This window comes from Paenibacillus sp. FSL L8-0470 (assembly GCF_038008625.1).
Classification (GTDB): domain Bacteria; phylum Bacillota; class Bacilli; order Paenibacillales; family Paenibacillaceae; genus Paenibacillus_AQ.
Map to the genome: position 1 here is coordinate 1,217,501 of NZ_JBBOZM010000001.1, position 14,796 is coordinate 1,232,296.

A 14,796-nucleotide genomic window follows, 5' to 3' on the forward strand; every position below is an offset into this window, starting at 1 on the left:
AGAGGTTTTGATCCCCAAAGCCCTTCCAGTTTAAAGACACGCTCTAGTAGAAAGGACAGATGATTAGATGTTACCTGCATTTCTGGTACAGATCGATCAGATCCCCTTGACCTTCAACGGCAAAACGGACTTCGCCGCGCTCCCGAATCCGGTACGGGCAGCAGCCATGGACGAGAAAGTGCGCCTTGAGGCAGAAAGTCAGCCAAGTGCTAACCGAATTTATCAAATTCTAAACGAAATACAGATTAAAGGCGATGGATATGCCGGGCAGCCGCTAAGAAGAGGAGCCTTGGCCGGGTTGGGGCTCGATGCACCCGATTTCATACGTCTGTTGGTCAGAGTCGAGACCGAGCTCGGCCTTGAACTAGAAAGCGCGGAGAGGGAAGAACTGAAGTTTTCGACGGTAGAACAGTTTTCCGGGTATAGGGCCGATTGTATTCTCCGAACGGTGAACCTATGAAAAAGGATACGGCGGGGATGGGCAAGTTACTACGGAATCGGTTTATGATTGGGATTTTGTTATCCATGACTTTTTTGCAGCTTGGAATTTGGGTCAGAAACTTTGCGGTTTTGTTGTTTGTTATGGAGAAGACGAACGGCAGTGCATTAGCCGTATCCCTGATATCGGTTGCAGAATTTGCGCCAATATTTATCTTCTCCTTTATAGGAGGCGTATGGGCAGACCGATGGAAGCCCAAAAAAACGATGGTCTGGTGCGATATAGGCAGTGCGGTTTCGGTTGCGTTCGTTCTGCTGGCATTGCTGCTTGGTACATGGAAGGCCGTCTTTTTGGCAACGCTGGTCTCTTCGATTTTGTCGCAATTCTCTCAGCCATCAAGCATGAAATTGTTTAAGAGGCATGTGCCGGAGGACCAGCTTCAGACTGGAATGTCCATGTTTCAGTCCGTGATAGCCGTCTTTACGTTGCTTGGACCGGTACTGGGGACGATGTGTTATTATCAGTTCGGCATTTCGGTCTCTATCGGTCTGGTTTCGGTTTGTTTCCTTCTATCGGCTGCGGTCTTATCTTTGATGCCAGCAGACACTAAGTCCGACAAGATGGAACATTCGAATAGTATGAGGATTGAAATGGTTCAAGGCCTGCATTATATCAGAGGGAAACGAATTTTACTTTTGTTGGGAACATGCTTTTGTTGTACCGGTCTTGGCATCGGATTTATCCAGCCCTTAGGCATCTTTCTTATTACGGAAAGACTTGGCTTGCCGAAGGAATATTTGCAGTGGATGCTCTCTTTGAACGGTATGGGGATGATTCTCGGCGGAGCCTTAACGGTAATGCTGGGAAAAGTCATGCAGGCCCGTTCTCTGCTTGCTGTCGGCTTGGCGGTCAATGCGCTGTGTATGGTGATTTCCGGTCTATCGACTTTTATGTGGCTTACGCTCTTGGCTCAATTTTTCATCGGCATGGTTACGCCAGGCTTTCAGGTAGCGGTTCAGACTTTGATTTTGAAAAATACAGAGCAAGCTTATGTCGGCCGAGTGAACGGCATCCTGTCCCCTCTCTTTATGGGCTCGATGCTGATAACGATGAGCATGTCAGGATGGCTGAAGGATCAGTTGTCCGTTATGGTGATGTATCTGTTAGCCGGTGTGTTTTTTGGAGTTGGACTTCTGATTGTTTCGCCTTTGTTCCGAATGGAACCGTTGGCAGAGGCCAAAGGGATGAACACCCTCTAGGTTACTCTATACGAATATACGAATTTACAGAGAAGGGGAAGATTTTTTCGAATGGAAAAGAAACAAGGATTGATTAGCCATTGGTCTTTTGACGAAGCAAGTGGAAAGGAAGCGTTAGATCACGTTACCGGAATCAACGATAAGATTGAGTATGTGTTAAACGAAGCGCGGTATAACGATTCGCATGACCCGCAAAGGAGAAAAGGAATCAGTGGAAATGCGCTGATGTTTGACGGATATTCCAATTGGATCGCTCGTCCGGCTGAGAAGACCGTTATGCCGCAAGACGCGCTTACGCTTGAAGCATGGGTAGCGCCCCGTACTTATGAAAGAGGCATAGAAGCAAGGCTTTCGCCCATCATAAATCAACATGACCGCGAGAAAAAGGAAGGTTATGTTTTTGGTATTTTACGTCACGGCCAGTGGTCCATGCAAGTAGGATTAAATAACGAATGGGTTGAGATTTGGGCGGATGGACATTCCCTCCCCCTGAATCAATGGTCCTATATTGTTGCAACATTTGACAGTAGGAATGCCGTGATGAAACTCTTTCTGAACGGTGAGGAGGTAGCAGCCAAATCAATCGTTGCTAACACAGCGATTACACCATGCAACAGAGATTTAATGATCGCCAAGAATAACAAGGGCTTCATATTGGGCGATACACCGTATGTGCTTAATATGTACAGCGGCATGATCGATGAATTGAAGATGTACAATAGAGCTCTTTCGCCGGAGGAAGTGAGACAATCTTACCAGGATTATGTGACTCCTTATGGAGGTTCCATTCCGGCGATTCCGTACGATGATATCAAATTGGACCGCAGCTTGCTTGCAAACGACAGGCACCGTCCGCAATACCACCTTAGTCCACCGCAGCATTGGATGAACGAGCCGCACGGGCCAATCTATTTTAACGGGCAATATCATTTGTTCTATCAGCATGATCCGCATGGGCCGTATTTGCATACGATCCATTGGGGCCATTGGGTTAGCGATGACTTGGCGCATTGGCGGGATCTGCCATGGGCGCTTGCTCCAGAGGAGAACGGTCTTGATCCGGATGGCGTATGGTCCGGCAGCTCCGCTTATGACGAGAACGGCGTTCCGGCATTGTTCTATACCGCCGGCGACGACAGCGCCACTCCGAACCAGCGGGTAGGGCTGGCACGAAGCACCTTTCTGAAAGACGGTGAGAACGATCTGGTCCGTTGGGAGAAACATCCCGTTCCTGTCATCGTTCAAGAGAAAGGGCAAGGCTTCTATGGCGATTTTCGCGATCCTTTTGTCTGGAAAGACGGGGACACTTGGTACCTGCTGATCGGTTCGGGCACCGACGGTCAGGGGGGAACGGCACTCTCTTATACATCAAAAAACATGATCGAATGGGAGTATAAGGGCCCCTTTTATATAAGCGATATTAAGAAATACCCTTATCTCGGAAATATGTGGGAATTGCCTGTATTCCTTCCGCTCGGTCAAAACAAAACCGGAACTGAAAAATATATTTTGCTCATTAGCCCTCTTGGCCCTGAAGCCGACGTTGAAGTCTTTTACTGGATTGGTACCTTTGACAAGGATGCCATGCGATTTACTCCAGATCAGGAAGAACCGCAGTTGATCGATCTGGGCGATTTCCATTTCACGGGTCCTAGCGGCATGGTTGATCCGAAGACGGGACGTAAGCTCATATTCACCATTTCCCAGGGAGTCAGAACGTCAGAAATTAATTATTATTCCGGATATGCCCATAACGCGGGAATTCCCCTTAGCATATTCCTTCGTGAGGACGGACGGCTTGGAATACGACCCATCGAAGAAATGGAACTGCTTCGCGGCGAAAAACTCACATCCATCGAAGGTAAATCGTTAAACGAAGCCAATGATCTGTTGAAAGAAGTCAAAGGCGATATGCTGGGAATACGGGTGGAGCTGGAGGCGGGAACGTGCACACAGTTGGGAATAAAATTTCGCTGCTCCCCCGGTGGTGAAGAAGAAACGTTGCTCTATTATGACAGAAAGGAATCGGCTTTGATCGTGGACCGAGACCATTCATCATTGGACGAACTGGCAGATTGGGACAGAGGTGTTCAAGGCGGAAAGCTGGAGTTAGGCGGCGAGAATTTGAAGTTGCAAATTTATTTGGACCGTTCTATGGTAGAGGCTTATGCCAACGAACTGAAAAGCTTGACGACTCGCGTTTATCCGAGCCGCACGGATGCTCTTGGTATGCAGATCTGGGGCGACGGTACCCTAACGGTAAAATCAATGGAGGTCTGGGAAATGAAACCTGCTTTTGAGAGCTAGACACGGACGAGAAAATAAAGTTTGATATGCTCCCCTTACGGCAGACAGGTGAAATAATAAAACCTGCCGCTGTAAGGGGAGCTTTTTCATGACTAGAGGACAATCGGCTCTGATTTTCATATATGGGACAATATGGAGATACAAGGCCTCATCCACGCAAGCGGTCGGCCCCAAGATGTCCTGTTCAGGGAAGCTCAAAGTTACATGGTGCTTATCCAAACGTCCGTCCCACGATGTGCTGTCCACGCAAGCAACTGGCCCAAGGCATGGCTAATACATGTAAGTATCCATAAGACACAAAACACCCTGTCCGGGCAAGCAGACAGGGTGTTTTGTGTCTATTTATTAAGCTCAGGCAGGGTCCCGCTTCGTGATAGCCAGGACCATATCTCATTCACGCTTTCCTCCGGCGTCTGCTCGGCTGTGCGGAGCGTTAACTCTGGGCTGGCAGGCGCCTGGTAAGGATCAGAAATGCCGGTGAAGGAGGGGATTTCGCCCCGGCGGGCCTTGGCATACAGCCCTTTGACATCCCGCGACTCGCAAATTTCTAAAGGGCAATCAACATAGACTTCTGCGAAACCGGGCAGCGACTGGCGGGCATAGTCGCGCATTTCCGCATAAGGGCTGATGACCGAGACCACTGAAATGACGCCATGCCGGTTCAGCATTCCGGCCACATAGACGGCCCGGCGGATATTCTCGAAGCGGTCTTCCCGGCTGAAGCCGAGGCCTTGTCCGAGCGCACGCCTCAGCTCATCTCCGTCGAGCCATTCGGCAGCCAGCCCCTGTTCCCTCAGTCTGTCCGTCAGAAGCGAGGCAATCGTTGATTTACCCGCCCCGGACAAGCCGGTGAGCCACAGAGTCATTCCGTGACCTGAACGAATCCCCGTACTTTTGTGCGCTGCTACAAATTCGGAGCCTTCGTACTTTGCTTCAATTCCAGCACTTTCGCGACTTGCTCTCACTCTGCACCTCCGCGATTCCGTAGGGTATTCGTTCCAGCAGCCCGGAGCCGTAAATCTGCTCCAACTGGAGCCCGGGCATGTGGATGTACCCGATATAGCAGTCGCAGAAGTTCATGCGGCAGCTTCGCTCTGCAGCGAGGCCTTCCAGACCGTCACGGTAGAGGTTGCCGATGACGCCCCTGTCCTTATAGCAGCGTTTTACTATACCGGGTCCCTGCACATAAAACACATTGCTGCCGGCGTTGCAGAGTTTGCCCAGGCTTTCATAGTCGACTGTGTTGATATGGAAATGCGGATCGATGCCGCCGAGAAAGGCGAGATCTTCCGGTGTGTAATAATCCGGTTTGTCTTTGTAGGCATTCACCCACAGATAGACATCATCCGGCAGGGCGGCCCGCAGCGAGGCAATTGCCGGAAAGGCGCTGCGCAGGCCCACACTGCCGACACTGAAGGGAATGCCCTGCTTATAGACAGCCATACATTGGGCCAGAAACCGTTCCTCCCGCACCTGTCCCGGGTGATAGGTCGTCCAGAAGGCAGCCGTGGCCGGGTTCAGCTCCGGGATAAAATCCAGACTGGCCGACAGGTTGGTCTGGATAGCCACCTTGTCCACATGGGGGAGATGGGAGAGGGTAATCAGCGCTTCTTTATACCAGCGGTGAATCAGTCCTTCACCGTAAGGATTGAAGAAGATCGACAGCCGGTGGCCTGCCGCACCTTGCTCCGCAGCCCAGCGGACAAAGGTCTCTAGTCCTTCGCGGTCCTTGGCAAGCGTTGCTGCGCTGTCTCTGGTCTTGCCGAACGGACAGTAGGGACAATCATAATTGCAGGAGGTGAGGGCCCCGCGGTAGTAGAGGACGGCATTCATGGCAAAATGAATCCTTCCATACGTTCCCTGATTTCACCCGAGATGAACCAGTCGCCGATGGAGTCCGAGTAGCCCAGACCCTCAGGAGTTAACCGCAGGATACCTTCCTCTACTTCGCCCAGACCACTTTGAAGCAGCAGATTAAGCTCAGGATAATCATTCCACAGCGAGGCCGAGAAACGTCCGCTGTAGTCCGCCAGCTTCAGCCCCTCACTGTGCAGTACAGCTTTCAGTATGAAGCGCCGCTTCTGTTCTTCCCGGCTCAGCACAATGCCGTAATCGGCCGTGTCATAAGACTCAGACGACACATAATCGGCAATGATGCTCTCCGTTGCCTTGCGGCTGACGCCGTAGCGGGAGGCGTAGTGCACCTCCCGCGTATAGGAACGGGCTCCGCAGCCGAGGCCGACCATCCCCTCCTCCTGACAGCTGTAGTCGAGGATGGCTTTGCTGGTGCCAGCCGCTTCCTTAGCGAAGCGGCGCATGGAATACTGGCGGTAGCCGTGCTCTGCGAGGAGCTGGCAAGCGGCAGTATAGCAAGCATGGCGGAGATCCTGCTGGCGCAGCAGATCTCCCGGCTTCACAATCGTATGCTCGCGGGTGTAGAGCGGATAGAGAAAGATCTCCTCCGGCTCATACAGGAGCGCCTGATTCAGCGAATAGAGCCAGGACTCCACGCTCTGGCCGGGAAGCCCGTAGATCAGATCCAGATTCAGGATGGGGAATTGATATTTCCCCAGCAGCTCCAGTGCCTGGTATACCACCTCAGGATTCTGCGGACGGTAGATGGCCGCCGATTCGGCGGCGACGAAGCTCTGAATGCCCATGCTAACCCGGTCCACGGTATTGTCCTTCAGGATGGCGAGCTTCTCTTCCGTAATCGTCTCGGGTGAGGTTTCGACTGAGATTGAAGCAAGGGCGGTGTCCAGGCCCATGATCTCCCGGGCGATCCGGAACAGCCGGCTTAGCTGCGGGGCGGCCAGCAGGGTTGGCGTACCGCCGCCGATCGCGAACCGGGCATACGGCTTATGGCCGGTAAAGGCCGACCACTGTTGTGCCTGCCGTTCCAGTGCATCCACATAGGTGGCGTGGACATCTGCACGTTTGTCCGGCAGGGTGAAGAGATTACAGAAGCCGCAGCGTGCGCCGCAGAACGGAATATGCATATAGAGAAAAAAAGAATCCGCAGGCTCTTCCAGCCACAGCTGTTCCAGCGGAATAGGAGGCTGGAATTCACGATAGGCTGTCTTGTGCGGATAGGAATAGAGATAATTGCGGTAAGGGTTAGCGGTAATCTGCTCTTTCCAGCGCTTAAGCTCCTCCGAAGAGAGAGACGGTCTTACGTCGTTGTCATTAGGATGCTGCAGGAAGTTGCCGGTTGACGTCATACGTTTCTCCTTTCTTCCGGGTTGAACCGGGCTGTTGATCTAAAGGATGAATTCCCGGTAAGGGACATTCCACACGGTCTCATGTGCCAGTCGGTGTCCCTGGTAGCCGTCTTCCCCATAGGCTGTGCCGTGGTCCGAGAAGGCCAGGCAGAAGACCGGATTGCCGCGTTCGCGAAAGCGCTCAAACAGGCGCCCCAGCTCTCCGTCGGCATAACGCAGTGCGGCACGCTGGCTGTCTACCGAATCCTTCCGGGTGCCCGGAAGGAAGAAATGGTTCGGCCCGTGGATGGCTGACACATTGAGGAACAGGAACAGCCTTTGATTTAGCGGAGTATCGTTGAGTACCTTCAGGGCATGGTTCACCTGATGCTCCGTGGAGCGCGGGTTCGTGACACCGAAAGTCATCCGCCAGTAGCTCTGCTGGAAATAACCGGGCAGTACGCGGGCCAGCGGGACCTTTTTAGTGAAAAAAATAACCCCGCCAATACATACCGTACGGTAGCCCTCGGCAGCAAGCCCTGATACAAGATCAGGTGTGTCGAACAGCCAGGTGTGCGGATGGGTCTTCATCCCGGTATTTCTGGAATGGAACAGCCTTACATGCGAAGCTTTGTCCGTGTCAGCGGGAGTCGGCAGGAAACCGCCGAAGAAGGCGTGATGTGCGGCATAAGTGAAGCTGCCGGGGGTATGCCTTTTCTCCCAGGAACCGGTGCCGCACAGATTGGGACAGTTCTCTTCCTCCAGAACAGCAGCATCGTAGCGCAAGGTATCCAGTGTGATCATCAGGATGTCATGGGTGCCAACAATGGCATTCATATCTGTCATAACCGTTATAAGCGCCCTTTCTTAAGAGATATGGATTAAAGATAGCAATACGCTATAAGGTCTCTCATTCATGATTCGCAATTGCATTCAGCTTTTTCATTTCCCATTCATACGTGCCGCAGCCGTCATACTCCACATCGTAGAGCAAGTCGCCAAAAGGATTTACGTCCGCAGCATAAGTACGCCGGGAACTGCCGGAGGATACCAGGATATCAATCCCGGCAACGGCCGAGCGGGGGAAGGCGGCAAGGGCCTGCACAGCTGTACGCCGTACCTGCTCCTGCACCTCTTCCGTGAGCCCGGCTTCTGCCGGAGACATCCGCTGGCTGCGCAGATGCAGGTTCGTAATGGGCGTGGTGCTGACCCGGGCAACGGAATGGCAGGCTTCTCCAAGCACGACAAGCTGGCGGATGTCGAACGAAACTCCGGCTGCGCCCGGCTTGGGAATCCATTGCTCGGCATACGCGCCATGGCTGTAGAGCCAGTTGATGATTCCGGACAGAACAGCGGAGTCGGTATAACGCCGCAGTTTCCCTGAATTATAGTACACGGGAGGGCGAGTGATATACTGCTCAACCCCGATAGTAGTCACAGCGATTTCGGCTCCCGTAGCGGGATTGATCTGATAAGCGATGACACCGGAAGCGGCAGAGCCGCAGGCCAGCTTGATGAATACCCGGTGCATCCGCTCCGTGATCATCAGCTCCCTCAGGGACGCATAGTCTGACGGAGGATGTCCGCCGCCCAGAGGCCGGGGAACCGGAACACCGGACTCAGCCAGAATCTGCTGAGTCCGGCGTTTGTCGGTCATGGCAGCAATATCTCCGGGGTGATTCTGCCACCGGGCTTCTGGCAGCAGCTCTGCGGCCTCGCGCTGAAGCCTGGCCAGCAGCCGGCAGTAGCCGCGGAACCATTGAGATGGATGATGCAGCACGCCGGGCATGTCCTTCAGCCGCCCGGCGGCCTGGAGACTCAGCGGATGGGGATCAGGATGATGCCCGAAGGGGTGCAGCGAGTCATCCTGATCCCCGGCATCCGGTGCGCCCAAGGTAATGAGGGCCTGCTCCATCTCGAAGCTGCCGCCGGGTGAATCCAGCCGCAGGAGAGGCGGAGCTGCTGCCGGATGTGAACCGGAAGGCTCTGGCCACAGGCCCGCCTGTCCGCTGGTCTGCAAGTGCAGCGCCTGCTCCAGCAGCTCTGCGAGCGAACTTCCCCGCAGCAGCTCTGAGTAAGGGATGAGCAGGGCCGGGGGCATCCCGAGGCGGCTCCGCGCCTGCTGGATGCCGTCCGAGCGCCTGTCGCCGGGACAACATAGCAGGATCAGCGGCTGCGGTTCCTGCATCATTCGGTGATGGAGGGATAACGCCAATCTTCCTCGTCATCGCTTTTTTGCTGGTCGCTGACATCGGCCGGCAGGCCGCTTGCCTTCCAGCGGGCAATCATTTCATTCGACATATAATGATAGCTCAGGTTCAGTGCCTTCAGGTCTTTAATCCGCTCGCTGGCCAGCAGCGCCTCCGCACCCTTGTCACTAAGCGTTCCAAGCGAAAGGTCTAGCGTATGCAGCTGGTCCAGAATGGGCGCATCGGCCACGGCCGCAGCAATTTCATCCTGAATTTCACTGTTTTTCAGTCCCAGATAGGTAAGCTTAGGGAACTTATCCGGCTGGATCAGCGGGTAGAGATCTTCCAGTCCGCCATCAAAGCCATAGTTGTCCACGCCAAGGTACAGCTCCAGCTTGCGCAGATTCGGCAAATGTCCTGCGGCGATTTCTGCCAGAACGCTTTTGCCAAGTCCGCCGGTAATAATAATCAGTTCCTCCAGCTTGTCATGCTGCAGACTGCTGAGGCTCAGTTCATTTCCGCCTTGAATGGTGAGTGATTGAAGCTCCGGATAGGCGGGGAGAAGCGGGGAAAGATCGCTTTGTGTAATCCACGAAATTTCACATTCTTCATAACCCATCTCCCCGATAAACAGCTTGCGCAGAGCCGGAAAGCTTCCGCTGTATTTCACAAGGGCTGACACAACCTCCTTGGAGCTGTTCTCATAGGCCTGTCCCCAATCCCCAATGATGAGGCTGGTTAGTTGCGCTGCTTCAGGACTTGTGCTCAAGCGTTCAATCTCCGTGCCTATTCTTTGACCTTCTTCAAATTCGTCGTACCCGACAGTAAGCTTTACTTCCGTCATTAACATTCCCTCCCGGAAAAATATGGCTTCAATTTCACCCTAACATCTGAGAAGGGGGCGAGTCAAATTACTGGACAGAACGGGAATGGAGCATTGAACGGAGCCTGCCAGGCAGTTGCAGCAGCAGCGGGAATTCCGCGTTCTCCGGAAATGTGCGGATACACAAAAACGGCCCGGCCCCTCCCTGTATACGGGAGAAGCCGGGCGCGTAAGAACTCTGTCAGACCCAGCCGAACAAGCGCGCTGCCTGTGCAACCAGGAAGGTGACGGCAATGGCGATGCCCAGCGGTATGACAGCCGAGAGCACTGCCCATTTCATGCTTTTGGTCTCTTTGTAGATGTTGATCAGAGTAGTGCCGCATGGATAGTGGAGCAGGGAGAACAGCATCATGTTGAGCGCGGTCAACCACGTCCAGCCATGGCTCAGGAAGATATCCTTGATGCTGCCGATACCGTCGACATCGACCATAGCGCCGGAGGACATGTAGCCCATAAGCAGAATCGGCAGCACGATTTCATTGGCCGGAAGCCCCAGGATGAAGGCCATCATGATGAAGCCGTCCATGCCGAGCAGCTGGGCAAAAGGATCAAAAAAAGCGGCCATATGGTTCAGCACGCTGTCTCCGCCAACGAACACATTCGCTAGGATCCAGGTGATAATGCCTGCCGGAGCAGCCACGACGATGGCGCGGGTCAATACATTCAGCGACTTCTCCTTGGAGGAGCGGACAATCGTCTTCCAGATCTGCGGACGGCGGTACGGCGGGAGTTCGAGCGTGTAGTGGGTGGGAACGCCGCGCAGCGCGGTTTTGGACATGACCCAGGACACTGTTAAGGTTACCGTGATACCGACCATTACGATTCCCATCAGGACAAGGGCTGTCGAGAAGGTCCGCAGCGCACCAGTGGTAGCGGCCCCGACCATAAACATGGAGGACAGCAGAATCAGGGTCGGCCAGCGGCCGTTGCAGGGCACGAAATTATTGGTCAGAATAGCCAGCATCCGTTCACGCGGCGATTCGATAATGCGGGTGGAGAGAATGGCGGCAGCATTGCAGCCGAAGCCCATCGACATCGTTAACGCCTGCTTGCCGTGCCCGCCGGATTTCTTGAACAACCGGTCCATGTTAAAAGCCACGCGCGGCAGATAGCCGAAATTCTCCAGCAGCGCAAATACCGGGAAGAAAATCATCATCGGCGGCAGCATGACGCTGATAACCCAGGAGGTTCCGCGGTACAGGCCAAGCACAAGCACGCCGTGCAGCCAGGCTGGAGCGCTCACTGCTTCGAATCCGGCGGTTAAATAACCTTCGATGAAGCCGAACAGCGAGGCCAGCCAGCTCGAAGGATAGTTCGCGCCGGCAATCGTAATCCAGAAGACGAGTCCGAGCCCGGCGAGCATAATAGGGAATCCCCATATTTTGGAGGTGACAATATTATCAAGCTTATAAGTGCTGCCCAGCTTCTTTTTGTCCTGGTAGGTAACTGCATCTCTGCAGATCCCCGCAGATACACCATATATTCCGCTTACGATTTCATCACGGATTCCGCCCTTGTCTGCGAGATTCTTCGCTGCCGAGAGCAGGGAATCCATCGGATCGGCTCCCTTAATGACATGCGGTGACTCCATGGCCCACTACCCCCTTCGATCCGGAAATATTCCTCTGTCCCATATTGGCTTTGAGCGAAGCAAGCAGGCTTTCGTCACCGTCCAGCAGCCGCAGGGCAATCCAGCGTGCCGGATATCTTGAACCGACCGTCTGCTCTACCATAGGAAGGAGCGCGGCGATGCCCTGCTCAATCTCATCGCTATACGTAATCCGCAGCGGCTCCGCTGTATAAGTACCAGTAGCCACACGCTCAATTTGATCCAGCAGCGCCTCAATGCCGATTTCACTCCGGGCCGAAATTGCGGCTACCGGCACGCCGAGCCGTTTCGAAATGGCCTTCAGGTTAATATCGATACCCAGCTTCTTGGCTTCATCGATCAGGTTGATACAGACAACGGCCCGCCCGGTAATTTCCAGCACCTGCAGGGCAAGATTGAGATTACGCTCCAGCGAAGTGGCGTCCAGCACTACCAGCGTCACATCCGGCTGTTCAAAAATAATGTAGTCCCTTGCGGCCTCCTCGTCAGCTGAGTTGGAGTACAGGGAGTAGGTACCCGGAAGATCTACAGCCAAGTAGGTGTTATTCTTGTGGGTAAACTCGCCTTCGGCGGTGATGACGGTCTTGCCCGCCCAGTTGCCGGTGTGTTGGCGCAGGCCGGTCAATAGATTAAAGAGTGTGCTCTTGCCCGTGTTGGGATTGCCTGCAAAAGCTACAGTGTAACGGTTCATGCTTCATCACCTCCGATTAATTCTCCGTAAATCAGAGCGCTTTCTTCCCGGCGCAGGGCAATGGTTGTATTACTTACCCGGAAGGCGGTAGGGTCTCCAAGCGGACTGCGCCGCAGTACCTCGACAGCATTGCCGACGACAAACCCGAGGTCGAGCAATCTTCTCCTCAGCACACCCTGCACTTCTATGCTGCGGATATGCAGGGTACTGCCGTTCACAGCTTCAGATAATGGAATTACGGCTCCGGCCATAAGATTTTCCTCCGTTCCATCCAGATTGATTGAGCATGTATGATTTATTGATTTATGTTATGCACATGGGTTAGATTCTTGTACTCTGCCACAATATTAGTATACGTAAATAAATTTGTCCATGCAACAAAAAAGTTTCCCTAGGGAAAAATAAAAATAACCCACGCGTAAAGGCAGCAATTGCTGCTTTTACGCGTGGGTTGGGGGACTCAGAGAGCATCCATGCATTCGATTGGACTGAAAAAACATCCTCTCAAGTAGGGATGTACTGGCTATAATCCTGATAAACACAGAATTCGTCCATCTTCAGGTGTCTGCTTCTACTCCCAGCTACCAAAATCCAGCGTACTGCCTGTTTCCACTAAGGTCTTGATGTTGCTGAGAATCTGCCACCAGGAGCTTTCGCTGGGGCCGTAGGATGGATCATCAGGATGCCATTGATCATGAATCAGTGTCAGCTTGGTACAGCCGCCAACCGGCTCCAGCAGCCAGGAGATGCATGATTCATACGGTTCGCCGCCCTTGAGATAGGAGGGGCCGACCTTGTGGGTAAAGCGGAACGCCTGCTCTGGAGAGAATTCCAGCACTGTGCCGTATACATGCAAGGTATCGGGGCCATCTGCCCCCGGCCCGATATATTTCAGCGGTTCCCCTGCTGTAAAGCTGGAGTGGATCGTGCTGCCGTAATAGATTTGCTGTACTTTATCCGGTGAGACGAGGCTGTCCCACACCTGTGCTGGTGTTCCGCCGATATAGAATTGATATTTCAGTTCTTGCATGCCTTATTCCTCCTGCCTTTTATGTTCTTATTTGCCTCGGCAAAGTCCTATGAATGTTTGCCTTAGCGATAAGTTCACTATACAAAAGAATCACTGACAGCTGCGGTCAGTGATCCGGATAAAGATATTATTCTTTATAATAATCTGCAAGGTCCGCAGTGATAGCTGCCAGCTTCTGCCTTAAAGCTGCGGGTTCGATGATCTTAAGCGCTTTGCCGTAAGGCAGCAGGAAATAGGGGGCGTAGCTGTATAGCGAGGCTTCATCCAGCAGGAAGCTGGCTTGTTCCGGGGTTCGTTCCGCAAGCGTATGGCCGAACAGCCAATGGCTGCACAGATCATTCAGGACGGCTTCCGCAGACTGGATGATGACAGCCACCAGTGCGGAAGCTTTATCCTGGCCGGGAAGCAGGCCGCGCAGCAGAAACTCGCTTGCGGAGAATCCGGCAGGTCGCACAAAGTCATCTCCGGTCCGCCGCAGTCCTCCAATCCGGTCTACCCGGAAGCTGCGGATTTCCTGGCGGTGATGGCAATAGCCGGCCATATACCACTGGCCTTTCCACAGCACCAGTCCGTAAGGATCTATAGACCGGGCAGAAACATCCGCTCCGTTTCCCTTGCGGTAGTCCATCTGCAGGGTGAGGCTGCCTGCGATGCAGGCTTCCAACTCCTCCAGCAGCGGCTGCAGCACAGCGCCAGGTGCATGGAGCATCTCCATGCCGGCTTCGTGGCGCTCCATTTGTGACAGCTGCGCCGCATTGCTGTAGCGTTTGAGCTTGGCAATCGCTCCGTCCAGGGCTGCGACATAAGGGTATCCGCTGCCCCGGGCAAAAGCGGAGGCCTGTACGAGCGCCCTCTGTTCCCTGGTGTCGAAGAACAGGGGCGCTGCACTGAAATGCTCAGGCAGGCTGTACCCGCCTCCCGGCCCGGCGCCGGCAATTACGGGAACACCGCTGGCACAGAGCGCGTCAATATAACGGTAGACGGAGCGGATGCTGAGCTCCAGCTCCTCCGCGAGCTCGGCAGCGGTTCTTCTCCTCTGTTGCAGCATCCACAGGATGGACAGCATATGATCGGCTTTGGACATCAGGCAGAACCTCCGGTACGCCTGTAATTCTGCTCTCTGGTTGCAATCAAGCAGCGGCGCTTTATTCTCACTCACTAGGACTCAGCATTCATTGTAGCCTACGCC

General features: G+C 53.8%; 14 protein-coding genes. 3 read left to right on the forward strand and 11 right to left on the reverse strand.

The features are described from left to right. The first annotated feature begins 67 nt into the window (after positions 1 to 67). Genes NST99_RS05590 through NST99_RS05600 form a run of 3 tightly spaced genes read left to right on the forward strand, consistent with a single transcriptional unit; the run spans position 68 to position 4,005 of the window. Positions 68 to 460, forward strand: a complete 393-nt coding sequence (locus NST99_RS05590; protein ID WP_341090192.1) for a hypothetical protein — start codon at positions 68 to 70, stop codon at positions 458 to 460. Then, a complete protein-coding gene (locus NST99_RS05595; RefSeq protein WP_445744952.1) occupies positions 457 to 1,698 on the forward strand; it encodes an MFS transporter in 1,242 nt (413 codons plus the stop codon). The genes NST99_RS05590 and NST99_RS05595 overlap by 4 nt, the downstream gene beginning before the upstream one ends. Before the next feature lie 51 nt (positions 1,699 to 1,749). Further along, positions 1,750 to 4,005 carry a GH32 C-terminal domain-containing protein gene (locus tag NST99_RS05600; protein ID WP_341090193.1) on the forward strand — a complete coding sequence of 752 codons (2,256 nt, stop codon included), beginning with the start codon at positions 1,750 to 1,752 and terminating at the stop codon, positions 4,003 to 4,005. A gap of 338 nt (positions 4,006 to 4,343) precedes the next feature. Here NST99_RS05600 and cysC read toward each other — a convergent pair whose 3' ends face one another. The 11 genes from cysC to NST99_RS05655 all read right to left on the reverse strand — a co-directional run bounded on the left by cysC (position 4,344) and on the right by NST99_RS05655 (position 14,691). Next, on the reverse strand, positions 4,344 to 4,970 hold the full coding sequence (gene cysC, locus NST99_RS05605; protein WP_341090195.1) for an adenylyl-sulfate kinase: 627 nt from the start codon (positions 4,968 to 4,970) through the stop codon (positions 4,344 to 4,346). After that, positions 4,939 to 5,838 carry an STM4011 family radical SAM protein gene (locus NST99_RS05610; RefSeq protein ID WP_341090196.1) on the reverse strand — a complete coding sequence of 300 codons (900 nt, stop codon included), beginning with the start codon at positions 5,836 to 5,838 and terminating at the stop codon, positions 4,939 to 4,941. The genes cysC and NST99_RS05610 overlap by 32 nt, the downstream gene beginning before the upstream one ends. Then, a complete protein-coding gene (locus NST99_RS05615; RefSeq protein WP_341090197.1) occupies positions 5,835 to 7,226 on the reverse strand; it encodes an STM4012 family radical SAM protein in 1,392 nt (463 codons plus the stop codon). The genes NST99_RS05610 and NST99_RS05615 overlap by 4 nt, the downstream gene beginning before the upstream one ends. Positions 7,227 to 7,265: 39 nt before the next feature. Then, entirely contained in the window at positions 7,266 to 8,051 is a 786-nt protein-coding gene (locus NST99_RS05620) for an STM4013/SEN3800 family hydrolase (RefSeq protein WP_341090199.1), read from the reverse strand. Between the two features lie 64 nt (positions 8,052 to 8,115). Further along, complete coding sequence (locus NST99_RS05625) at positions 8,116 to 9,396, reverse strand: STM4014 family protein (RefSeq protein ID WP_341090200.1); 1,281 nt, start codon at positions 9,394 to 9,396, stop codon at positions 8,116 to 8,118. Next, the gene (locus NST99_RS05630) at positions 9,393 to 10,238 is read right to left on the reverse strand and encodes an STM4015 family protein (RefSeq protein ID WP_341090202.1); all 846 of its coding nucleotides are present in this window, start codon (positions 10,236 to 10,238) and stop codon (positions 9,393 to 9,395) included. Before NST99_RS05630 ends, NST99_RS05625 begins: the two co-directional genes overlap by 4 nt. A 220-nt stretch (positions 10,239 to 10,458) precedes the next feature. Continuing rightward, positions 10,459 to 11,868: a nucleoside recognition domain-containing protein gene (locus tag NST99_RS05635; protein ID WP_341090203.1), complete on the reverse strand. Its 1,410-nt coding sequence runs from the start codon at positions 11,866 to 11,868 to the stop codon at positions 10,459 to 10,461. Then, the gene (locus NST99_RS05640; RefSeq protein WP_341090204.1) at positions 11,846 to 12,577 is read right to left on the reverse strand and encodes a FeoB small GTPase domain-containing protein; all 732 of its coding nucleotides are present in this window, start codon (positions 12,575 to 12,577) and stop codon (positions 11,846 to 11,848) included. Before NST99_RS05640 ends, NST99_RS05635 begins: the two co-directional genes overlap by 23 nt. Continuing rightward, a complete protein-coding gene (locus NST99_RS05645) occupies positions 12,574 to 12,828 on the reverse strand; it encodes a FeoA family protein (RefSeq protein WP_341090205.1) in 255 nt (84 codons plus the stop codon). The genes NST99_RS05640 and NST99_RS05645 overlap by 4 nt, the downstream gene beginning before the upstream one ends. Positions 12,829 to 13,148: 320 nt before the next feature. After that, positions 13,149 to 13,607 (reverse strand): SRPBCC domain-containing protein, encoded by a 459-nt coding sequence (locus NST99_RS05650; RefSeq protein ID WP_341090207.1) that lies wholly within the window; start codon positions 13,605 to 13,607, stop codon positions 13,149 to 13,151. Positions 13,608 to 13,734: 127 nt separating this feature from the next. Then, positions 13,735 to 14,691, reverse strand: coding sequence for a helix-turn-helix transcriptional regulator (locus NST99_RS05655; protein ID WP_341090208.1), 957 nt, complete (start codon positions 14,689 to 14,691; stop codon positions 13,735 to 13,737). Between the last annotated feature and the right edge of the window lie 105 nt (positions 14,692 to 14,796).